This is a genomic window from Bradyrhizobium sp. SPXBL-04, assembly GCF_051853035.1.
Taxonomy (GTDB): domain Bacteria; phylum Pseudomonadota; class Alphaproteobacteria; order Rhizobiales; family Xanthobacteraceae; genus Bradyrhizobium; species Bradyrhizobium zhanjiangense.
On the sequence record NZ_CP182472.1, the window covers coordinates 1,681,121 to 1,702,925 of the forward strand.

15 protein-coding genes and 8 pseudogenes are annotated in these 21,805 nt (G+C 60.9%); 11 read left to right on the plus strand and 12 right to left on the minus strand.

The window, feature by feature from the left end:
• Positions 1-1,574: 1,574 nt before the first annotated feature.
• From ACNJX8_RS07910 to ACNJX8_RS07920, 3 pseudogenes are all read left to right on the plus strand, one after another.
• Positions 1,575-2,306, plus strand: a pseudogene (locus tag ACNJX8_RS07910) (efflux RND transporter permease subunit); the annotation flags it as partial.
• A 1,333-nt stretch (positions 2,307-3,639) separates the two neighbouring features.
• Positions 3,640-3,852, plus strand: a pseudogene (locus ACNJX8_RS07915) (transposase); the annotation flags it as partial.
• A gap of 702 nt (positions 3,853-4,554) precedes the next feature.
• A pseudogene (locus ACNJX8_RS07920) lies at positions 4,555-4,935 on the plus strand (IS481 family transposase); the annotation flags it as partial.
• A gap of 454 nt (positions 4,936-5,389) precedes the next feature.
• On the opposite strand, the pseudogene ACNJX8_RS07925 reads toward ACNJX8_RS07920, so the two are convergent.
• The 6 genes and pseudogenes from ACNJX8_RS07925 to ACNJX8_RS07950 form a co-directional block, all read right to left on the minus strand.
• Positions 5,390-6,441, minus strand: a pseudogene (locus ACNJX8_RS07925) (DUF4238 domain-containing protein).
• Positions 6,442-6,527: 86 nt separating this feature from the next.
• Positions 6,528-8,459 carry a multicopper oxidase family protein gene (locus tag ACNJX8_RS07930; RefSeq protein WP_439360160.1) on the minus strand — a complete coding sequence of 644 codons (1,932 nt, stop codon included), beginning with the start codon at positions 8,457-8,459 and terminating at the stop codon, positions 6,528-6,530.
• A 79-nt stretch (positions 8,460-8,538) separates the two neighbouring features.
• Positions 8,539-9,033 (minus strand): hypothetical protein, encoded by a 495-nt coding sequence (locus tag ACNJX8_RS07935; protein ID WP_439360161.1) that lies wholly within the window; start codon positions 9,031-9,033, stop codon positions 8,539-8,541.
• 41 nt (positions 9,034-9,074) lie between these two features.
• Entirely contained in the window at positions 9,075-9,530 is a 456-nt protein-coding gene (locus tag ACNJX8_RS07940) for a hypothetical protein (RefSeq protein ID WP_439410315.1), read from the minus strand.
• Between the two features lie 54 nt (positions 9,531-9,584).
• The gene (locus ACNJX8_RS07945; RefSeq protein WP_439360163.1) at positions 9,585-11,321 is read right to left on the minus strand and encodes a tyrosinase family protein; all 1,737 of its coding nucleotides are present in this window, start codon (positions 11,319-11,321) and stop codon (positions 9,585-9,587) included.
• Between the two features lie 119 nt (positions 11,322-11,440).
• Entirely contained in the window at positions 11,441-11,644 is a 204-nt protein-coding gene (locus tag ACNJX8_RS07950; protein ID WP_439360164.1) for a hypothetical protein, read from the minus strand.
• A 173-nt stretch (positions 11,645-11,817) separates the two neighbouring features.
• Here ACNJX8_RS07950 and ACNJX8_RS07955 point away from each other — a divergent pair, with 173 nt between their 5' ends.
• From ACNJX8_RS07955 to ACNJX8_RS07965, 3 genes are all read left to right on the plus strand, one after another.
• Positions 11,818-13,359, plus strand: a complete 1,542-nt coding sequence (locus ACNJX8_RS07955) for a hypothetical protein (protein WP_439360165.1) — start codon at positions 11,818-11,820, stop codon at positions 13,357-13,359.
• Between the two features lie 10 nt (positions 13,360-13,369).
• On the plus strand, positions 13,370-14,362 hold the full coding sequence (locus ACNJX8_RS07960; protein WP_439360166.1) for a hypothetical protein: 993 nt from the start codon (positions 13,370-13,372) through the stop codon (positions 14,360-14,362).
• A 387-nt stretch (positions 14,363-14,749) separates the two neighbouring features.
• Complete coding sequence (locus ACNJX8_RS07965) at positions 14,750-14,965, plus strand: hypothetical protein (RefSeq protein WP_439360167.1); 216 nt, start codon at positions 14,750-14,752, stop codon at positions 14,963-14,965.
• Positions 14,966-15,039: 74 nt separating this feature from the next.
• On the opposite strand, the gene ACNJX8_RS07970 is transcribed toward ACNJX8_RS07965, so the two are convergent.
• The gene (locus ACNJX8_RS07970; RefSeq protein WP_439360168.1) at positions 15,040-15,219 is read right to left on the minus strand and encodes a hypothetical protein; all 180 of its coding nucleotides are present in this window, start codon (positions 15,217-15,219) and stop codon (positions 15,040-15,042) included.
• Between the two features lie 144 nt (positions 15,220-15,363).
• On the opposite strand from ACNJX8_RS07970, the gene ACNJX8_RS07975 reads away from it, so the two are divergent.
• Positions 15,364-15,612, plus strand: a complete 249-nt coding sequence (locus ACNJX8_RS07975; RefSeq protein WP_439360170.1) for a hypothetical protein — start codon at positions 15,364-15,366, stop codon at positions 15,610-15,612.
• Positions 15,613-15,741: 129 nt separating this feature from the next.
• On the opposite strand, the gene ACNJX8_RS07980 is transcribed toward ACNJX8_RS07975, so the two are convergent.
• Positions 15,742-15,999: a hypothetical protein gene (locus ACNJX8_RS07980; RefSeq protein WP_439360171.1), complete on the minus strand. Its 258-nt coding sequence runs from the start codon at positions 15,997-15,999 to the stop codon at positions 15,742-15,744.
• A 90-nt stretch (positions 16,000-16,089) separates the two neighbouring features.
• On the opposite strand from ACNJX8_RS07980, the gene ACNJX8_RS07985 reads away from it, so the two are divergent.
• The gene (locus ACNJX8_RS07985; RefSeq protein WP_439360173.1) at positions 16,090-16,602 is read left to right on the plus strand and encodes a hypothetical protein; all 513 of its coding nucleotides are present in this window, start codon (positions 16,090-16,092) and stop codon (positions 16,600-16,602) included.
• A gap of 15 nt (positions 16,603-16,617) precedes the next feature.
• Positions 16,618-17,159, plus strand: a pseudogene (locus tag ACNJX8_RS07990) (4-phosphopantoate--beta-alanine ligase); the annotation flags it as partial.
• A 29-nt stretch (positions 17,160-17,188) separates the two neighbouring features.
• Here ACNJX8_RS07990 and ACNJX8_RS07995 read toward each other — a convergent pair.
• Positions 17,189-17,458 (minus strand): annotated as a pseudogene (locus tag ACNJX8_RS07995) (IS3 family transposase); the annotation flags it as partial.
• A 46-nt stretch (positions 17,459-17,504) separates the two neighbouring features.
• Here ACNJX8_RS07995 and ACNJX8_RS08000 point away from each other — a divergent pair.
• Positions 17,505-18,878 (plus strand): IS30 family transposase, encoded by a 1,374-nt coding sequence (locus ACNJX8_RS08000; RefSeq protein WP_439360174.1) that lies wholly within the window; start codon positions 17,505-17,507, stop codon positions 18,876-18,878.
• Positions 18,879-18,918: 40 nt separating this feature from the next.
• Here ACNJX8_RS08000 and ACNJX8_RS08005 read toward each other — a convergent pair.
• The 3 genes and pseudogenes from ACNJX8_RS08005 to ACNJX8_RS08015 form a co-directional block, all read right to left on the minus strand.
• A pseudogene (locus ACNJX8_RS08005) lies at positions 18,919-19,518 on the minus strand (IS3 family transposase); the annotation flags it as partial.
• A 27-nt stretch (positions 19,519-19,545) separates the two neighbouring features.
• On the minus strand, positions 19,546-20,913 hold the full coding sequence (locus ACNJX8_RS08010; RefSeq protein ID WP_439361836.1) for an IS110 family transposase: 1,368 nt from the start codon (positions 20,911-20,913) through the stop codon (positions 19,546-19,548).
• Positions 20,914-21,111: 198 nt separating this feature from the next.
• A complete protein-coding gene (locus ACNJX8_RS08015; RefSeq protein WP_128930227.1) occupies positions 21,112-21,423 on the minus strand; it encodes a transposase in 312 nt (103 codons plus the stop codon).
• A gap of 59 nt (positions 21,424-21,482) precedes the next feature.
• Between ACNJX8_RS08015 and ACNJX8_RS08020 the strand changes: the two are divergent.
• Positions 21,483-21,627 (plus strand): annotated as a pseudogene (locus ACNJX8_RS08020) (pantoate--beta-alanine ligase); the annotation flags it as partial.
• Positions 21,628-21,805: the final 178 nt, after the last annotated feature.

The following is a 21,805-nucleotide window of genomic DNA, read 5'->3' on the forward strand; positions in this document are numbered from 1 at the left end:
TGCGCGCTTTCACTTGCTCGCTCTCGACATTAAGTTCGGCCAGCCGCTGATCGAGTTCTCGGATCGAGTTAACTACCTCAAGGCCGAACTCGCGTCAGCCCGCGACGGAGTCTTCATCGGGAGTCCTACAATGAGGCTCCTTTGCTGGGTCCAAGTGCGCAGCACCTCCAGCGCTTTGATGTCACCGTGATTGTTTCAGATCTCGCAGGAGAGCCAGATCTCGGCTGCGCGATTGGGAGTACTGGACGCGGTATCTTCACCGGCGGCCCGATCGCACAATTCCGTCGGTTTCTTACGCGCTACGTGCTCTGATGCTGCTGCCTGTCGCCGTACTTGCGCCGATTTCGTTTCGCAGACGCCGCTTTCAGAATTGGGTTCCGCCTTACCGTCGTTCCGTTGCACAATCCGGCGAAATGGTATTGGCGCGCTCTTCTCCCGGGAGCGGATGCCATAGTGTCTTAGCGCCATGTGGTTTGGCGCTTCGCCGATACGCTGGTGCCACTCGGCTGGACTGCGGACGCGCTTCCCCATGCGGACTTAATCGAGCGGACGTTGGCACTGTTTAACGAGCCGAGCGTTGTCGAGTTGAAGATTCGCATGCTCGAAGCTCTACTGTGCCGTCCTCGTCCATTGCGACTCGAATCAACCCGGACCTGACGCCTTATCGTGGAGGAATACGGTGATCTGTTGCCGTACTCGAGCGCTCGTTCCTATCGACGAACAGATGCTCTTCAGATCGTCCCAGAGCTAGTTGGGGGGATCAAGTCGGGCTGGAGGACAGGCGCAGTCAACCCCTGCCATAACTTGCGCGATCGACGATGCTTGAAAGCAGAGATCCAAGACAGCGCGTCGGCCAAGTCGGCAGCGTCCTTCATCAAAAGCCCCGTGAAGGTGACGTTGCCCTGGCATGCGGCCTGCCCGGTCACAATACCGATCACAGTCCATCCGAACCCATCGCGTCAGATCGCGTAGCGAGCTAATCTGGGTGAGAGCTCGATCGCGTTTCACCACTGTGCTCTTAGCCGAGCGGCGCTATGGGATGCTTTGTACCTCCATTTCATAGCTAACTAGCGGGTTAACCCCTTTGATATTGACGGCAACGCAGGTGCGACTCGGCGCCTTCCCTCAAGAGAACTCGACGCTGTCCCTGCCGCGCCCACGCTGCCGGTGAAGTTAGCCCCGACGTGACTCGGCGCTTGTGCTGGTCCGAAAAAGCGCTGTCCCTACCACGCCCCACTAACTTCAGTGGCCAACCTTGCCATAACAACGCTAACCACCTCGCCTTCGCGGGAGTGTCTCAAGCTCCCACGGGCTGCGGAATTGTAGCGCCAAGAGCGATCAAGGGACGCCTACCAGGTTTGGTGGCTGGCCCACGGCGTAAAGGCGCACTATCGGTGTGGTAATGGCCGCACGAGATGGGCACATGCACATCAACACGATTGCCCGCGCCAAGCTTGGGCAACTACGGGCGCTCACCTCAGCCACGTAGAAACGGGCCCCCAAGCATATCTGGCGAGGATGCAGACAAGCCGGCACTACAACCGTGGTGATACGGGCGCGGCGTGTGCGCTGCGACGAGCCGCATGCAGGTTGACGGCGTGCTCAAGCTTTATGTCAGCAACAATGCAGGCCCTATGGTTTCCTTCAGAACTCGTCACACCGGTCGGGAAAACCAGTCCCCACCAGTTCGTCCGCTACAACGGCTACCCGGCCATGCGCATTGCCGGCAGGGGCTGCACCCAGCCAGCGGCGACGCGATGATGGAAATGGAAAGACTAGCCTCACAACTCCCCTAGGTTTTACAGTCGAGTGGACTGGACAGTCTCTGCAGGAAAAGCAATCTGCCTCGCAGGCGCCAATCCTGCTTGCTCTCTCCATGTTGGTCGTCTTTTTGTTGCTGGCTGCGCTTTGCGAGAGTGGTCAATTCCGTTCTCGGTAACGCTTGTCGTGCCGCTATAATCGGTTCCGTTCTCGTGGCCCATCTGCGCGGGCTCGAAAATGACGTCTTCTTCACCATCGGTTTTATTACTATCATAGGTCTTTCGGCCAAGCACTCGATCCTGATCGTCGAATTCGCCAAGAACCTTCCCAATCAAGGGCGTGGGCTTACGAACGCCGTCCTCGAAGCAGCCAGGCTTCGATTGCGTCCGATCCTAATGACCTCACTGGCCTTTGCACTCGGTGTGGTCCCATTGATGCTTGCCCGCGGCGCCAGCGCCGAGACCAAGCGCGCCATTGGGACCGGGTTATTCGGTGGCATGATTTCAGCAACGCTCCTCGCTGTGTTCTTTGTGCCCGTCTTCTAAGTCTTCGTCACGGAGCATTTCGGTGCACGCAAAGACCGGGCCTCCATGCAATAAGCGAAGGGCGACCTCGACTCTGGAAGAGATCCCAGGGTCGATTCAAGGTGATCGACACGGTGCGGGAGAAGTTCAGTTGTCGGACTGCGAGGCGATCACGCACCCGCCGGCGATACTTGTTCTGCCGTCGCTTTGCTCGGTTTGAACTTCTGGTTCATCTTCGCTTCTGATGGCTACGATGAACCACAAATCTCCTCGTATGGAACTTGGGCAACTCGTCCGAGCAGATGGCCGGCGGACATCATCCGCCGCCGGCCATCCTACGCTGCCCGGGCCTGGGGGCTGGATAGGGCAGCGGTCGACTTAGTGCTCGCAAGCCTGCCGATCGCCGATTCACAATCCGCCAACCATTCCGGCAAGCTCCGAACCCGAGAAATCGGTGGCCTTACGCGTTCAGCAAGCGCCTGAGCTGCTGCCGGTTTAATGGACACCGGGTTCAGCTAAACCCGTCTTGCGCCCGAACTCAACCGGGCTGACTTAGGCGCGGAACGGCTCATGCTGCAAAGGATGCCATGGTCGGCCATCAGGCGCTAGAACTGCTCGCTCGTGTGCTGGCGCACCAGTCGGGTGCTTCGTGATGATGGATAATACCTGGGCGACAACGCTACTTTCACGCCGCCACCAAATATCTCGCTGGTTGCCGACGCATTCCTCGGGATCGCGACAGCAAATGACGCCGCATGGTCGGCGCTACGGGCGAGTCCTCATCAGTTCGGAGAGGTCGCGGGCCCAAAGATATCCATTTGGCCGTGCTTAGACTACGCACGCTCACGATCCGCGAACAGCATTGGGAAAACGGCCTTAAACTGGCTCCAAGGCTGCAAGCCAATCCCGCTGTCGATCGTGTTTTGCACCCAGCACCAGTTCCCCGAGGTTCGGTGGACATCAATGCCAATCACCCGTCCCATTCGCAACTCCTGCCAGACACGATGAGCCGAGAACTTAGGGCTGGTCGCCCCTGACGCGCCGAGAGTGCGAATCCGTAGTTGTCTTGTCGCCCGCAGCTCCCGTCAGGTCATTTGGAACCGAGAGTTTAGGCGCGAGCAGCCTTTTCGGAGTTGTGCTGAAGCGATGCCGCGCGCTCAGCTAGCGAGCGTAGCAGGGACAGCGTGGGGTTCTCACTCACTCGAGGCGCCGAGGCAGTCCGCGCTGCTCCGGAAGCGACATGCGTGCATCGACAGCTAGGAGTCCAAGCCGAGGCACCGGAAGCACGGTCCGGGCAGCCCGATACACACGACACATGCAGGCCGCATTGATATCACGCGGACTGCGCTGCAGGATCAGCCGGTTCAACAGCCCGCAGAAGCTGGTGAGCGATTTCGGGCTCAACCCGCGGGTGCGGCTGTCGCGACTGGGAGCTGCCCATCACGGCCGCATCAGCAAGATCGGCCGCAGTTCTGCGCGCGCCATGTTGGTCGACGCGGCCTTGGCTGCGACCAAGGCGCCCGGTCCACTGCATGAGTTTGGTACTGCCGGTTCTGGCCGCGGCGGGCGATCCTAGCCATAGGCTATCGCACGCAGGTTAACTCCAGGGCCGCACGCCCATCTCACAGGTTGTCCGTCAAGGTCTGGGCGAGTCCTAGTGGCTCCAAAATTTCGTTGGCATAGGACCAGCTTCGGCTATGCCAACGTATAGCTTTCGAAGGAATTCCTCCGCCGGCATTTTTGAGGAGGACACGATCGCTGGGATAGCCGAGGCGACGCTATGGGAGGCCATACAGTTGATCACACTTAAATCTGTTCAGATGAGTTTCGTCATCCTGATTGGGACTGTACTGCGCATTCCAGACGAACGCGGAGATCGCAGACCAAGCTTGTCGGGGCTGGCGGACAGTTCTTCTTTAGAACCGCATGAATTCAGGGCTAAGAGGTTAACTTGAAGGCGGCTCTCCGCTCTCCTCGCTGGACCAGACGGGAAGATGAACTGTTGCGCGAGCTTGTCGATGCAGGCGCGCCTGTGAAATCCATTTGCGAAACGCTCAACAGGTCCGAGCCGGAACTTCGGAGGCGTGGCTACTACATTGGCCTACCAAGGAAATGGTTTAAGCGAAGAGTCGCCCTCTGACGTTGAGGCCGCGGTCGACTGCGATCCTGGTTTTGGCAAAGTAAGGCCACTAACTGAGGCCGCCTCTTTCATTCAGTAGAAGAGGCGACGTCGACTTCCGGGCCCGCCGGCATACGAGGATGGTAAGCGCGCATTTTTGCGTTCCTGCGCGAGTTCAATGCCGAACGACCGCATGAGTTGCTCGGTATGAAGTGCCCCGCCGAGCTCTACACCGCTTCAACGCGGGTCTATGCCGGCCTGCCGGAGCTCACCTATCCCTTCCACGACCGCGACGTCGTCGTCACGGCCTGCGGTCGCCTCTGCCTGCATCGTAAAAGGATCAATATCTCGACCGTGCTGGCTGGCCAAAAGCTCGGCATCAAGGAGGTCGATGAGGGCATTTGGCTCGTCAGCTTCATGCACTACGATCTCGGATACTTCGACCTCGAGCAAAAGACCTTGCAACCTCTCGACAATCCATTCGGCCCCAGGCCCGTCACCGATGTCGCAGCGACCACCAAAATCTCCTGATCGCGACGCATTCCGGGCATGACGGGCCCCTTGATTGGCCCCGCTGTCGCGGTCACCCCCCGAAGCCCGAAGGGGCGCGGCACGCGCGGGGTTGACGGCGACAGCGGCGGCCGAGCAAAAATGAGCAGGCCACGACGCGCCACATGAGAACGCGAGATCGCACGCCCCCGGCCGCAAATTGGATCGATTTTTGGAGCAAAGACCTTGCAACCCCGACAACCCGTTCGGCACGAGGTTGTCACCCATGTCTTAGGTACGTTCCGTTACCTATGTCTCCGGGCCGGACATTGCGAAGGCTGGCGGAGAGAGTGGGACTCCCTTCCCCCATGCCTTCAGGCCGCGAAAACCCGCATAAAACAAGGATTCCTTACAAGGCCAGTCGGATTTTGTGACCACGCCTTGTACCACCGATTCGGGCCTGCAGACCGTCAATCTCGGCCGATTTCGAGGCAACTCAGGGGCGCTTCGAAGCGGGCGGTCCCTGCCTTCGCCGGTCGCGCAACCTCTCCATCAGCCTCGGCGGGCGGGCGGTCGATATCAGCTTATCGACGAATTCCAACTCCGAATGGTCGATCCCGTAGACGTACTTCACGGCCTGTTTGGCGACCCGAGAGTTGACCTCGTGAGCCAACTCCTTGGGCGGCCGGTCCTTGAACTTGCACTCGATTTCTCCAGTGTTGGTCGCGACGAACAAGCGGCGGGGACCTATAGGGAGGGTCAGGTAGCATTCGGGTTCGCTGAACGTCTTCGACATGAAGAGTGGCCTGTCGGACGTGAGAAACGGCGGTGCATCGTCCGGCGTGACCACGACGGACCAGCGCATCCCGTTGAGTGCCTGCCCAATCCCTTCGTGATGCGTCAATTCCGGCAGATCGTCCATGACCTACCGTCCGAAGTATTCAGGATCCTTCTTTTCGATGAACTCCTCGATCGTCTCGGGATCGTCCGGCTTGCGGTTGGCGGCATATTTCTCCCTCAAGCTCGGAAGTTCCAGCTTCCATTTGTCTTCCTCAATCTGTGTGAGAGCGGCCACGTCCTCGGGCATCCGCATCATGAGCGACATCACGAAGAGCGACCAGGCCGACCGCCTCTCGGCATCGTTGCGGATATTCTCAACTTCGGCCTCGATGATGTCCAAAGCTTTCGCCGCGAAGTTGTCGACCGGGCCCATAAACTTGTCCTCGACCTGCTGCGCGATCGATTTGGGTACGCCCGGCTTTTCGTAGAGCCGGTCCTCGAAGCCGGCCTGGATGGATAGACGCGCTGGCGATAGATCTTGTTTTTGTAGGGGCGGCTGAACTCGCAGACTTTGTCGTCGTCTCCAGCCCAGCGCCTCAAATAGAACTGCGGAATATAATGGTGTCGGGTGGACTGCTGGGCCGCGCCGCGCAGCCAGATCATGTTTGGGCAAGCAGCTTCCGTCTGCGCGGTGCAGGGCTGGATGTACGGATGACCGCAGAAGCTGCACACGACGGCACGCGACCGCGTCAGCGGGGCCGGCGGCATGGCATCATCGCCACGAAGCGGTTGATGCGGCCGCTGCGCCTCTAACCGGGGCACCGCAACCACACCATCGGGATCGTCCGGCGGACTCAATGGTGATTCATCGCGACTCCACCCGCTCCATCCGGAATCGCCACGCGAACGTTCTGCATCATTCCCTGGTCCTCGTGGTCCAGGATGTGGCAGTGAAGCACGAAGTCGCCCACGTATCTGCGGTACCTCGATCGCGTGACGATGGTGTAGCCGGTTTTGACGAACAGCGTGTCGCGCCACTCGCCTTTAAGATTGGCGTACTGAGGATCGTCCGCTTCGCCATCTACGCTCACATCGACGTTCGAGGGGTTGCGGATCTCCATGATCTGAAATGGGTTCACGTGGATATGGAACGGATGTCCCGGCACGCCAGCGGTCAAGGTCCATTCGTCCGCGGATCCGAGAACGAGCACGCGGGGCGCGCCGGTAGGATTATATGGCACGCCGTTCACTCCGAATCCGGTGCCGCCGATCCTCAGATCCGCCGCCTGACGATGTCCCTTGACCTCGGTGTCCGAGACATCCGGATGCGGGGCGAAGGACGTCAAGCGCAAATCGTTCGACAGATCGTCGCGGACCTTCTGACGCGAAGCTACGGGTACGTTGCGGTCCGCGGCGGCCAGCAACTGAGCCGTCACGAAGGCCCTGAGGTCGCTGCCGGGTGAATACCCGACGCCGACGTTGACGCTTCCGAGCAGCTTGCGGCTCTTGACGTCCGCGTTGATGTTCGCGTTCGCCGGCGCCTGGTCGTCGATCACGCAGTAGTCTCCGGCTTCGGGGAAGACCATCAGCAGGTCCTCGCGATATCCCGGTTGCAGCACCGTCGTCTGACGTTGCGCGATCTTACGGCGCGTAAGACCGTCGCTCGCGATCGCGAACTGCGGCAGAGGATCGCCCAGACAATTGGCGGCGACCCAATCCTGCTGCGCCTTGGCGTCCGCGAGCTGCCCGTAGACGACGCCCGGACGCATCTTCTTGAACTGCAGCCTGACGCTGTCGCGGACGCCCGCATGAGCGATGCGCCAACGTTCGATGCGTCCGGCCTGGGCGCCGGGGAAGAGCGGCAGGACCTCGCCGTTCACGCTCGTGTATCGGCCGGATTCCGGCCAGGAGCCTGGACCGAACTGGTCGTAGCTCTCGATACCGCCCACCTCGCCGGGTTTGCACGCGTAGGCGCCGTTGGCGTCGACCTCGATCTTGCCGCTCGCGTCGCGACAGGCATACTGCACCTGCTGCAGCAGCACCGGCCGTTCGGGGAACGGGGCTCCGGTGGCTTCCTTAAGCAGCGTATCGATGTCGCCGGGGCTCTGAGACGTCGGCGGACGGTTTCCGCGGACGATGAGCAATCCCGCCATGCCGCTGGACACCTGGAGCGCGGTCGAACCGTGCAGATGCGGATGATACCAGAACGTTCCCGCCGGATGATCCGGGGGAACGTTGTACTCGTACTGGAAGTCTACGCCGGGATTGATGCTGATCAGCACGTTGTCGCTGTTGCCGGCCGGGCTGATCCAAAGTCCGTGCGAATGCAGGTTGGTCCGGTTGAAGCAATGCGGCGTGTTGATCTTGCCGTCCGGCGAGGGACAGTTCTGGCTTTCCGGCTTCAGCAGATTGTGCAACGTGAGCCGCACGGTCTCGCCCGGCGAGATGTCTATGGTCGGCGCGACGAACGGCACCTTCGCCGGCGCGGTCTGCTTGGCATCCTTGTACGAGCGGAGCCGGACAGCGTCGTAGTCGCCGGTCGCCGGATTGTAGATCTTGGAATCCGTGTAATCGATGTTCAGCTCGATGACCGCCTCTCCGGAAACCAGGGGAGGACCGGCGATGATGGCATCGAGCGCAAGCAGACTACCGCTGGGCCTGGCACGGAGCACTTGCGCGGCGGGCGGCGGCGTCACAATCCGCTTGATCTGCTGATCCTGCTGGGCCGTAGCCGTATCCATGCACGCCAGCATCGATGTCGTGCCCGCGAGCACCCCGATGACCATGCGTCTTTCGGCAACACAACTAAATCGAAAAGATCGTCTGCGGAACATGTGCGCTTTCCCGTCGAAACGGATGATGAATTCAGCTTTGTCGTACCGCGATGAAGGACGCGACGTATCCTGCGGGGGCTCCGTTGTGCGGCTTCGCACGGATGACGGATCCGACGAGGGCGGGCAGCTGATCGACGCCATTGGGCCAGCGATACGCGAGCGCGGCCCGATAGTCGTATTCCCAGCCGTCCGTATTCGTTTTCGGCCTGCCCGAGCCCACGATGGCCACCGAGAGCGGCGTCGTCGCGGTCGCCGGCTGAATCGTTCCCGCCAGGTCGAGGCCTCCGCCCTCCCAGTCGATCCCGCCCTTCAACGAGTTGCCTTCGGTCTGGAAAGTGAACACGGCCTCGGCGAAGATCAGGCGCAGCGCCTTTTGAGGATCGCCGTCCACGAGCGCCGGACGATTGTGGAAACTCCGGTACGTCCATTTGCCGGCTAGTTCCGGAGCGTCGGCGGCGGATTGGGCCGATGCCCCCCCGCCGACGAGAAGACCCGCAGCCCCCAACAGCAACCTACGTCGGTCCATCGCATCCTCCCGTTCGCGGAATCGGCACGTCGATCCGGCTCTCAAGGCAATTCCACATCTCCGACCCGGAGAGACGCGCCCTTGCCGCTCCCGCGCACGGCAACGAGGCGCACGATGAACGTGAGGGCCTTGCCGGCCCCCGCGCGGGCCGCGAAATCGGGCGGAAGAGCGAAGCGGAAGCGCTGGGCGTCGGATGGATCGTCGGCGACGAACTCCCGGTCGGGCGTGACGCCGAAGCGCCCGATTTCCCGGTCCGGGCCTCCTTCGACGCGACCGTCGACGACGACCTCGATCGGCGAACCGTCGGCCGATGGATGATAGCGGCTGATCCCGACGATGACCTCGGACCGGCCGATGGTGGCGGTGGAGGCGCGCCGCGTCGCCGTGATGACAGCCGGCTTGTCGACGGTGGCGAGCAGCGGGTCATTCTCCTGGGCGTGGCTTGTCGAACACCAGAACGAAAGAACGAGCGTACAGACTGAGGCGATCCGACGCATACGAGTGTTCGCCATGACGTTCTCCCGGCAGTCATGCACACCACCGACATGGGATCACGCGTTGACGAATGCAATCTCGACGGCACCCGGACGTATGGTGCCGACGGGATCGTTGGCCGCGATGGGGACCGGAATGAACTGCAGATCGATCTTGCCGGACGGAGGCTGCCCACCCGCATAGACGCGTTGCATGGCGCCGGTCAGATCGAGCGCGAACGAAGGGTTGGCGTCTCCACCGCCGTGACCGCCATGTTCGCCGTGCACGAAGATTCCGAAGCTGCCCACGTAACCGGGATCGCTCACGGGCGTCTGCGCGCTCAGGCCGGGATGGTCCAGGAATACGCGGAATTCCGTGTTCTGCGGCTGCGTCGTCGCCACATCCCGGACGAACGCGAATACGCGCGCGCCCGTCGCTCTCTGTTCGCGCGCCGCGGCGAAGTTCAGGAATTCGGTTCCCGACGAGACCGGACGACGTCTGGAGACCGCTGCGACAAGGCCGGCATCGACGCTGACCGGCACCGTGAGCGGCTTCGAGATAGTGCCGAAGTCCTGACCGCTCGGGGAGGACGTGAACGTCTTGACGTCAGGAGCCTTCGGCACCCCTGCGGCGTGCAGGGTCACGAGCTTGCCCTGCAAGGCAACCAGGTTCGGGAACGACGTCGCGACGATCGAGGTGGACGGCAGGCCGTACGTGTAGCCGAGCGCCTCGGGCGTCGCGAGCTCCGAGACCTTGGGCGAATACGACGAACCGTCGGGGTTCACGAAGTTGTCCGTGAACGTCATGTCCTTCCAGAAATGATCGTCGGAATTCGAGTTGCCGAGCGAATTCCACACGGCCCAGAGCCGGTCCAGGTTGCAGTGGTGCATGAAGAAGATCGGATCGCGCGGCGACATCGCCGACGGCATCCAGCCGCCGATACTGTTGTGCACCATGTTATGCGGCAGACGCTCGAGCGTGCCTTGAAGTCCGGTCCGCTTGAGCACCCATGAAGCGTCGAGGCTGTCCTGCCCGCGCGGCCTGCTCGTTCCGAACGACTCGTAGTCCGGAGCATGCAGGATGTCCTGCAGGACCGCCGGACCGACGAAGCGCGACGGCATCGGATCGGTCGCCGGCCATGTCCGCTTCCAGTTCTGCTGGAAATCGTTGTCGTCGACGTACAGCCAGTTCGGCTTGCCGTCCTTGGTCTTGGGATCGAGAAACACCTCCGGCATCGTCGGATTGGTCGTCCAGTCCCAGTATGGCAGAGCGAAGTCGTCGTTGTTCGTCAGCTGCCGGATGATGCGTTCGTAGGTCAGGATGTAGGCTCGATGCCAAGGGAGAAAGTACCAATTCCCGTGCGGACAGAACTTGTAGGCGTTCGGGTTCAGGCCATGGATGGCGGCGAGACCCGCCCACCCCGTCTTGTCGGTCGCTGACTTCTGCTTCAGCAATCCGACCGCATCCCGATAGGTCGCGACGATCGGATCGTTCCAGGCCAATCCCTCGAGCGTCCGGCGCTCCGGCGGCTGGCCTGCGGCGAGCGCCTTCATTCCGGGTATGCCGCTGGCGATCACACCAGCGCCGATCACGGCGCCCTGCAGCATAACGTTTCGCCTCGAGATCACCACGACTGAACTCCTACCGCTGCCAATACTAGAGCAGGCTAAACCATCAACCTCGGTTAGTAAACCTAGAAGTGAATTTTTTCCTTCCGCCACCTTTTGCTTGCAATATCCGGGTAGGGTCTTTTGCGCCTGGCCGCGTCGGTCGACGATATCCGCCAATGGAGAACAGCGCAGGGCTGCGGCCATCGACCAGCCATCCACTCCCTCACGTGAGACGGCCCGTATCCCAATCGAGGTCGCCGCAGCGACCGTCGAGATCGTCAAATCGAGAGGTCGCGTTTAGACCGCCGTATTTGGAGCTTCGCCTATCGATGCAGCTCGGGAAGGTCGTCCTCGATGACGACGGCAAAAAACTGCTTGGCATCAACAAAGCCGCCGCGCTGGTACCCCCATTCGAGAACCCTGCAGATCACGAAATCTCGCCCTTCACGGATCGGAATTTTTGCGTGGGCGGCCTTCACGGCTTCTTTGTTTGATAATCTGTTGTATTGGCCATTTGCTTCGTCCAAATTGCTCTCGTGAAACTTTCGTCGGTTAAAATCATCGTCCGCGATCCTTCCACACTCTATTGACAAAATCCGAGCGTTAAAAGATCATCGCACGCTTCAGTAGATAAAAATTTTTCGGTATGCCGAGTGACCTTTCGGCGCAATTCGTTTCGTCGGATCGTATTGGAGTTCTCATGAGATTGCTCTGGGAGATGCGCGCCAGCGCGCTCGCGCTGATGCTCATTTGTTCGTGTCAATTCGCAGCGGTAGCTCAGACCGCGTACAAGTATCCGCGCGACGACATCGTCGTGGCTATGGGTGGCGGCCTATTCGACTTCATCGACAACTTGAGCGGCACCGGCTACGACGGATACTATCACAACAACGGCACCATCTGCACGACGCCTCAGCTTACGGGAGCGCTGTCTCAGTTCGGCGACCATCGAAAGTCGCACTACAATTTGCTGACGGGGACCGTACAGACGACGGTCGCGCTATCTGTGTTTGCTGAAGTGCGCGCAGCGCAATGCACCAATCACACGGTCATCGTCGGCGCCGGATGCTTGTCCGGAGACCTGCCGCTCGTCGGTCCTCCGAAGGACGACTTCTTCACCATCCTGTTGTGCGCGCTCAACGTGGACAACTTCTTCCAGATCGCATTACCAGTACCGGTCAGGCTTCCTTATCCGATCATCCTGCCGAAGCAGTACATAGCAAATTTGCCGAACGTTCCATCGGGCCCGAATCTCTCCGTTCAGCTATCCTTCGCCAAATGGGACGGATCGAAGTGGGTGCCGGAGACGAAGCCCGCGGATAAGCAGAAGATCTGGCCGATCTCGGGCGATCTCGCATTTCCGGAATATCTCGTCACCGACACGTCAAATCCTGGCGATATTCTATTTCAACAAGGACGCTACATCGTAGGCAAAGCGAGCGCGACGCATGCCCGCGTCCTCAATACGACCTCGGACCTAAGAGAAGCCCTTAGCAAGAGCGTCGGCCTGACTTCGTACTTTCCCAACAATCCTTACGGCATCGCCACGATCGTCATCCGCGACACCCTTCTGGCACCTCAAACCATAAACTCTCCCTCCGACGAACGTTTCGGCCTCATCGGTGGCCTCTTCCCAATGATTGTAAGCGCCACCTATCAACCGAACGGGTCGACGGACAAATACGGCATCAGCTTCGTGATCGCCGGCGTCACCGCTCAGCTCGGTGCTAACGGCGGCACGCCCACGATCAACGCCGGTATCATCGTCGAAGACCTGAAAGCATCGGACAACGCGACCGGGCAGAACGTTCCCGCGCGGCTCGTGGGAAAGCCGTCGATCTCCATAGCCACTCCGTCGATCAAGGCAAACGGATCGGTCGAGATGGAATTCTCCGCGCTGGATAATTCCATTGAGTTGAATCCGGGCGCGAAGCACACCGTGGACTTCGGCTCTCTTCTGAAACTGGCCTTGAACCAAGCAATACCGAAAATCGCTTCGATCGAGCCATCAATCACGATCGGACTGCCACAATGCGTCAGCATGAACAACAGTCGGTTCGAGGCACTCAGCCCGTGTTCGGATTTCGGCGGCGCCAAGGTTGGTTTCCTGTCGAAGGGAGGAGGGCCTGCGCCGGTCACTCTCTCGATCGATTTCTCCAAGACGCAGATCGTCGGGTCTCCGGGGCAGATCGAGATCGATCTTGAGCGCGTTTGTGTTCCGCGTCCGCACACGCAGTGCTGAGGAAGCGACGATGCGTCATATTTTTCTGATTTTCGCCGTTGCTCTATCGTTCGTGATCCACTTCACTTGCGCGCTGGCCACGCCGCTGTCGGATGCCCTGATGTTCTGGGAGCCACCGCAAGCACTCCTCTGCAATGCGACCGGCACGCCCTATCCTACGAAATATTCAGCCGGAGACCCAACTCACTGCGACGACGGCGACATGACCCTGTTCAACGGCCTACTTTGCGCCGCAGGCGACGGCAGAGGATGCGAGGGTGTGCGTCTGTCTCAGGGAGCTGACGGACGTTGGTGGCGATCGCCGCGCCGAATCGGCTGGACGTATCCCAATCATGACGTTTCGTTCTCGCCCGATCAGGCGCTGGGTGTCATGCTGTACGCGGTGGCGACCAGGGACGTGAATGCTTTCGATCGCTGGCTACAATGGATAGCGGATAATCGTCCCTGCCTCATCAAGGTCGGCTCGAAGTGCATCAAGGAAGGCTGGCTCAGATATTGTACCGACGACGCTGTTGACAAGCGGTGCACGTTCCGTCCGGGTGACTGCACATATCTGAAGGCAACTGCAAACTATCTTGGCTCGGCGAAGGCCAGGCTCTGCGAAGATGTCATCGACGACCTAGCCGGCGCCGCACCCTTCCCAAGGAATTTGATCTTGTCCGTGCCTGGACAGGCTCTTGCATCCGCCACCGCGAATACACCAGGCTTTCCATTGCACCTCGCGTCCGTTGGCCTGTTCCTGGCAAGAACGATGAGTCTCCAGGATCCCGACCTCGATGCCGCGGCCAAGACACTGGTCGCTAAACAAGGCGAGAATCCGTTCTTCCAATTCTTATCGGTGGGCAAGGCCCAGAGCGTGACCGACCAGCTATTGGCTCTTTGCCCTACGCAGGCGAAGCCGTCAGGCAACCGAAGTCAATGGGCCTGGGAGCGCGACCAAGCGGAACAGGCTTGGAAAGACAGCATGTATTGGGACTGCATCTTTCTGGGCAAGCTGCAGTAGGCCCGGGTAAAGAGCCGCGGGTGAGAGCGTCTCGATTAGCACGATCGCTTCATGGATCTAGTTTCACAAGACAGCGCTCGCCAATCGACGCGCACGCGCGCGCAGTCAGGCATACCCCCTTTTTTGGCCTCCTTGGCTTCCGCCGACACTGCGTAGCTGACCATAGCCCAGGAGGGGCTTGAGGCTTGCGCATCGCCACTAGCCCAGTTGGAAGCCTCGATGCCAAGATCCTCAAGTCGCCGGTGCGTATCTGCGCCCACTGCAACAACACCCGTGCCCCGCCACACGATCGCGCCTGGGAGTGCATGTTGGACCGGTTGCGTTCGAGGCGGTTGAGGGTCGGGCAATGGGCCCCCTGCAACCGCATCTTCAGGCACGAAGCGCGAAATGCTGAACGTGCACTTTTACTTTCTGAAGCTGTTCGGCTGCATGCTGGCGGAAGCGAAGGCCAACGGCCGCAACATTCCGATCGACATCGATGCGTTTTCGACGCTGATCTTGGTGGGGCGGCCGCATCCCGAGGTTCACTTCCAATTCGGGAAGCCTGATGGCGTCGTCGGGCGCTCGAACCTGCATGTCTGGGAGACGGATTCCGACCCTTGATCCCTCGAACGAGACACTGAAGGGCATCTACTGGCGTACGACGGGACCCCGCTGCTGTGCGCGCCCCCTGGGCTCTACAACGAAATCGCGTTGTCGGTCGGTTCAGAGAACAACCAATCAGGCGTGTCGAGGATCTGGCCCAGTACCTCGCCTTCATCAACGTTGCCATGGCCGATGCCGGTATCGGCGCATGGACCGGAAAGTACAAATTTCACCGTGCGCGGCCCGTCACTTACATCCGGATCCGGATACAACGATCCTCGGGTGCAAGAACAAGGAGTTCACGCCGCTCGGCGCGCAAGTATCGAACAGAACGCCGGCGGGCGCGAACTTGACGCCTCCGTTTCCGGCCTTATCCCTCGGGACACGCCGTATTCGGAGGAGAGGTCTTCGAGGCAATGCGCCATTATCTGCGAGGCGACACCCCATTCAAGTTCGCTTCTGACGAGTACAACGGGCTGAACAGCGGGCCGACCGGAGCGACGCGGCCGAAATTCGAGCGCAAATTCAAGAATCTCGCAGAAGCAGAAGTCGAGAACGGGCAGAGCCGGATCTGGCTCGGTATCCACTGGCAGTACGACGCCGACGACGGCATCGAGCAGGGTAGAGCGATAGCCAAGGATATTTTCGAATCGTTCAACAGCTAGAGCCAAACAAGGAAGATGCGTAGCGGCGTCTGACCTGCTGCGCCTCTTTGTCGTTCGATGAAAGCGCTTCGTCGCGTGAACCGCCCTGAGCTTTGGACCCAGGGCGGCAATCGGTGTCCGGCCAGCCGCCTACCATTTCCAGCGAAACGGATTCACGATCTGATCAATCTGGCGACCGATGATCCGCGGCACCGAATTATGACCTCCAACAAATCCCTTCTCGTTCCTGGGATCGAGCATTCGCAGTCCCTCGCGGACCGCTGAGTTTTCTCCGCCCGCAACCGCGTTGGCCAGCTTGCGGAGCTCGGAATTATCGCCTCCCAGGACACCCTGTTTGGCGATGTCCTTCGGGCTGATGCCCGTGACGGCCTTGAACACCTGGGTCACGATTTTCTTCTCGACCTTTGCCGATTTGAAGTTGCCGTCGATCCAGCCGATCGGCGCGAGTACGACGCGGAGCTCTGCGGAGCGCGCGGCGTGCTGCGCGGCGGCGGCTGGCCCGCAACGCGCTGCGAGGCGCACGCGGAAGGCCGCCCCGCCGTTCCGGTCGAGGAAGGACTCGAAGACCTCCACGTCGACCATCATCTCGTCGGCGGCCGCTGGCGCGTCCGCTACCGCTTCTACGACCGCGCCGCCGACCGCTTCGTCGAGGCGGGGCGTCCCGAAGTGACCATGGCGAGATTCGAATGCCGCGCCTGCAGCGTGAGCGGCGCATGGACCTACGATTCCGAGCGCTTCACGTGCCCGGTCTGCGATTCCATCGACGTGCGGTTCGAGGTCTTTCGGAAGAGCTGCCGGACGACGACCCCGTGGCCCGGCGGATGGACCTCCTGGCAGGACGTCGGCGCGGCGGCGAGGAGGACCGGTAGATGGCGAAATTCCGCTGCACCGCCTGCGGGCGCAAAGGCGAATTCGAATACGACCCGGACCGCCGCGGCCATGCGCTCAGTCGGCCGGCGGCACGATCTGACGCCGGGCTGGCTTGATTGAGCCCGGCGATCGAACGTCAGCATCTTCGTCGACCCCGCTCAGTTCGGACTGAACGAGGATCTCAGCACCTACACGCCCGACTTCTTGCAGGATGAGGGACTGTGCCGCGACGCCGGTGTTGCGTTCCTCTTTGCGCCGGATGCACAGGAAGTTTATCCGAGTCATTTCGAGACCTTAGTTGAACCGGGCGACCTCGCCCAACCTCTGTGCGGAGCCTTCAGGCCAGGACAGTTTCGCGGTGTCGCGACTGTCGTATGCCAGTTGTTGAACATGGTGCAGCCCGACGTGCTGTTTTTGGCCAGAAGGATTTTCAGCAATGCGCAGTCGTGCGTCGCATGGCGGTTGATCTCAATCTCCCAATCGAGCTCGTCACCGTAGCGACCGTTCGCGAGCAGGATGGGCTCGCGATAACCAGTCGCAACCGGTATCTCGGCAAGGAAGAACGTCAGCGCGCCCTCGCGTTCAATCGCGGACTCTCCGCCGCGCTCGATGAATTCCGCTCGGGAGAAAGGCTAATTGCGATCGCCAAGGGGCACTTAGAGACAGTTGACCGACTCCTGATCTTCCCCCGAAAAAGTGGACGGGTTTAAGCGGCTTTTAGCTCCATCTCGATCGGGGCGATATATCGGATCGCGGAATGGAGCCGGGTGCGGTTGTAGAAGCCCTCGATGAAGGCGAAGATATCGCGCTGGGCCTCGGCGCGGGTCTGGTAGTCGCGATGGTGAACGAGCTCGGTCTTCAGGGTATGGAAGAAGCTCTCCATCGGGGCATTGTCGTAGCAATCGGCCTTGCGGCTCATCGATGCAACGATGCCGGCGCCCGTGAGAGCGTCGCGATAGGCGTGTGAGGCATACTGGGCGGATTCAGGCGGTCGTCGCAACACTCTGGAGGTGGAGGTTGCGATGAGCATTCGAAAGCGGCGATCGGCACGGTCAGGACGAGCGCCATTACCATCGCCAGGACGACCGTCTGCTGCAGGGCGCGATGAACAAAATCGATTCTGGCGGGCGATTGCCGGTGGACTGAGCAGCGAAGAGGCTGCGCTCGAAGCCGGAGTGTCGCAACCTGTCGGAACCAGATGGTTCCGAAAGGCGGGCGGCATGCCACCAGCGATGTTCAGATCTTCGGCCAAGCCGCTCTCTGGGCGGTACCTCTCATTGGTAGAGCGCGAGGAGATCGCACTCCTCAAGGTGCAGGGCCATTCCATACAGGAGATTGGGCGCCGCCTCGGTCGGGCTGCCTCGACAATCTCGCGTGAACTGCGGCGCAATGCGGCCACCCGCAGCGGCGGGTTGGAGTACCGGGCGACGACTGCCCAGTGGCATGCAGATCGATCGGCCCGTCGTCCGAAGCTGACCAAGCTTGCGCACAACACCACCTTGCGCACTTATGTGGAAGAGCGACTTGCTGGTGTCGTCGTGGCTCCGAGCGGCACTCCTGTTCCTGGTCCCGCCGTTCCGTGGAAGGGCCGCCGGCATGGGCCGCGCAAGGATCGGCGATGGGCCAAAGCCTGGAGCCCTGAGCAGATTGCCCGACGCTTGCCGATCGACTTCCCGGACGACAAGACGATGCGCATCAGCCACGAAGCTATCTATCAAGCCCTCTTCGTTCAGGGCCGCGGGGCGCTACGCCGCGAACTGACGGCCTGCTTGCGAACAGGGCGTGTGTTACGGATGCCCAGAGCACGCGTACGCAGGCGAGATAAGGGCTTTGTCTCGCCGGAGATCATGATCAGTGAGCGCCCCGCTGAAGCGGCCGATCGAGCAGTGCCGGGACATTGGGAGGGAGACCTTATCCTCGGTCTTAGCAGCTCGGCAATCGGCACGCTGGTCGAGCGCACGACGCGCTTTACGATGCTCTTGCACCTTCCACGGTTGGCGGGACATGGCGAAGCTCCGCGCGCGAAGAACGGGCCCGCCCTCGCGGGACATGGGGCCGAAGCCGTGCGCGACGCGATCACGCGCACCATCATCACTTTGCCCGAAGAGCTGCGCCGCTCGCTAACATGGGATCAGGGAGCCGAAATGGCTCAGCACGATCGTCTCAAGATCGATGCGGGTATCCAGGTCTACTTCTGCGACCCGCAAAGCCCTTGGCAGCGCGGCACTAACGAGAACACCAACGGTTTGTTGCGGCAGTACTTCCCCAAAGGCACAGACCTGAGCATCCACAGCGCCGACGAGATATCCGCTGTGGCAGCAGCCCTCAATGCCCGACCGAGAAAGACACTGGGTTGGAAAACACCCGCGGAGGCGCTTGACGCCTTGCTGTCATGAGCGAAAGTAACTGGTGTTGCGACGACCGCCTGAATCCGCCCTGCACGCCGCGATCGGAGTGGTGGATCAATCCGGCCTGCGGCCGTTGCTGCTGGATGGCCATCGTCAACGCCGCGGATGCGAGTTCGACTTGCATGTGATCCCGCATGGCCCAGCCGACGATCTTTCGACTGAAGAGATCCATGACGGCCGCCAGATACAGCCAGCCCTCCGCGGTCGGGATGTAGGTGATATCGGCGAGCCAAACGCGGTTCGGGGCTTCCGCTGTGAAGTCGCGCGCGATCAGGTTCGGGGCGATCGGCAGGTCGTGACGGCTGTCGGTGGTGCGCACCCGGCGCGGCGGCGCCGTGATGGCGCGGATACCGTGCCGGCGCATCATCCGCTCGATCCGGCCGCGGCTGGCGCCACGGCCCTGCGTCCGCAGCACGGCATGGACGCGGGGACTGCCGTAGCGTCCGCTGCTGTCGTGATGGGCCTGCCGGATCGCAGCCAGCAGCGTGGCATTGGATTTGGTCCGCTGACTCGCCGGGCGATCGCGCCAGGCGTAATAGCCGGCCGGCGAGACCTCGAGCACGGCGCACATCAATCGTACCGGATAGGCGTCGCGATGGTCCTCGATGAAGCGGAAGCTCATGTCCGGGTTCCGGCAAAGATTGCGATCGACTTCCTAAGAAACAGCCGGATTGGCGTCCTCCGGAATGGCCTGTAAGACGAAGCCCAGCGATTTGGCTCTGCGTTGTAGGTTGGCGAGGACGCGGCTGCGATATTGTTGCTCATAATGGGCGGCACCCGGATCTTTGTAGCTCATGCCATGCCGGAGTGTGTTGTAGAACAAAACCGCAATCTTGCGGGCGGTCGCCGTCACGGCTTTCGACTTGCCCGCTCGGGAGGCTAGCCGACGATAGAATGCGCCGAGCGCTGTATCGCTTCTGCCAACGGTTGTGGCTGCCAACCGCAACAGTGCGGCTGCCCGACTCGAAGACCTTCGGGTACGTGAAGAAAGCACTTTGCCACCAGAGATTTTGTTGCCTGGCGCAAGGCACAGCCAGGAGGTGAAGTGCTTGGCGCTCGGCCAAGCCCTCAGATCGGTGCCACACGCCCCGATAAGCTTCAATGCCAGTGATGGACCCAACCCGTGGATCTCAGTCAGATCGACGCCGAGCACGCCGTACAGCGCGGTCCTGACATCGAAGGTGGGCGCGTTGACCTGTTTGGTCTTGATGCGTGGCTTGGATAGCTTTCCGACCGGCTTTGCGCCTTTATTGTTCAGTGCTGCGATCAGGACCTCGAGCTTGCGGTCGCAGTCCAGCATCTTGGCCTGGTAGACGTCGTAGAGTTCCAGCGACTGGGTCAGCGCGAAGACATGTTCGTGCCGGTCGTTGCCCACCAGTGCCGCACGGATCGTCGCGATGGATGAATGGCATCGCACGTCCCGATAGGTTGCCAAGACGTCAGGATTCCGCTCGCCTGCAACAATGGCTCGGATAATCCGCATGCCGGTCGCGCCGGTGATATCCGAGACCACATGATGGAGCTGCAGATTCATCTCCATCAGGGCCTTCTGCATATGCTGGATATGGACGGCGGCATATTCCACCAGCCGCTCCCGTTGGCGCAGATACGCGCGCAGGGTTGCAATCTCGGCATCAGGTCGGAAGCTGCCGCGTAACAGGCCATAGGAATGAAGCTGGCGCAACCACGCGGCATCGCTGACATCGGTCTTGCGCCCGGGCACGTTCTTGGCGTACCGCGCATTGACCAAGATCACCTCAAACCCGCGCTGCTCCAGGATCTCGTAAACCGGGATCCAATAGACCCCAGTGGATTCCATCGCGACACTCGTCACGCCGCACGCTCTGAACCAGTCCGCCAGCTCATGCAGGTCTCGCGTGAATGTGCCGAAAGAGCGCACCGGCACGTCGGTGCAAGCGGGGTCCACCGCGGCCATGTGCATCTTTGATCCAATGTCGATGGCGGCGGCCCCGACATTGACCAGCTTCAGTTCCGGGCGGTCGCCGGCCGTCCTCTTGAGCATGGCAATCCTCCGTTCAATGATGAGCAGGAGGGTCTGGGCTATGCCAATCGTCATCTTCCTAATCGGGATCGTCGCCAGGCGACGTCACCACTCTCAAGTTCGCATGCACCCATGGACCATGTTTTTTAACGGGGATTGTGCCTCCAATAATCGAGCGGCCGCTACCCTCCCAGCGCCGAGGATAGCACAAGGCTGTTTCTACGCCGCACAGGCGCGCCACGGTGCTGGACCGTTTTTTAAAATGTCGCGCTCCATGCGCAGACGTTCGTTCTCCTGGCGCAACCGGGCGATCTCCGAAGCCTGGTCCGCCGACATCGGCGTCGCCTGCGTGGTGGGGCGCCACGCCGCCGATGCCGGCTGCTGCCCGGCCTTATCCACCCAGCGCCGCAGCACCGAGTCGCGCAGCCCGAGTTCCTTGCCTACCGACGTGATCGAGCGACCGCTCGACACCACCAGCTCAACGGCCTGGCGCTTGTACTCTTCGGTAAATGACCGACGTTGACGTTCCATTCGACACCTCCGGGCTCAATGAGCCTACTACAGGTGTCCACTCATTCGGAGGAGGTTCACTCCAGTATCTTGAACTTGTAGACAGTGACACGCTCAACGTCCGCCGACAGTCCACTGCGACGCCCCGCGGCGCTTTGCGCAGCAGCCTACGTTGGATCGACCCGGCTGATCGACAACGTAATACTGGCGTTGCCAACTCCGTAGCGCAATGCGTAGCCAACATTACGCAGCATATTGAACTGGAAGAAGTGCTCAAGCCAACTGTTCTGACGTGTCGACTTGGTACCAAGGGCGAACTCCGAGCAGACGTTGTTCAGCGAGTTAGCGATGCGACTGCGGGGCGTGCGGAATATTGTAGGACCGAGAACTTTGCGTCTGGCAA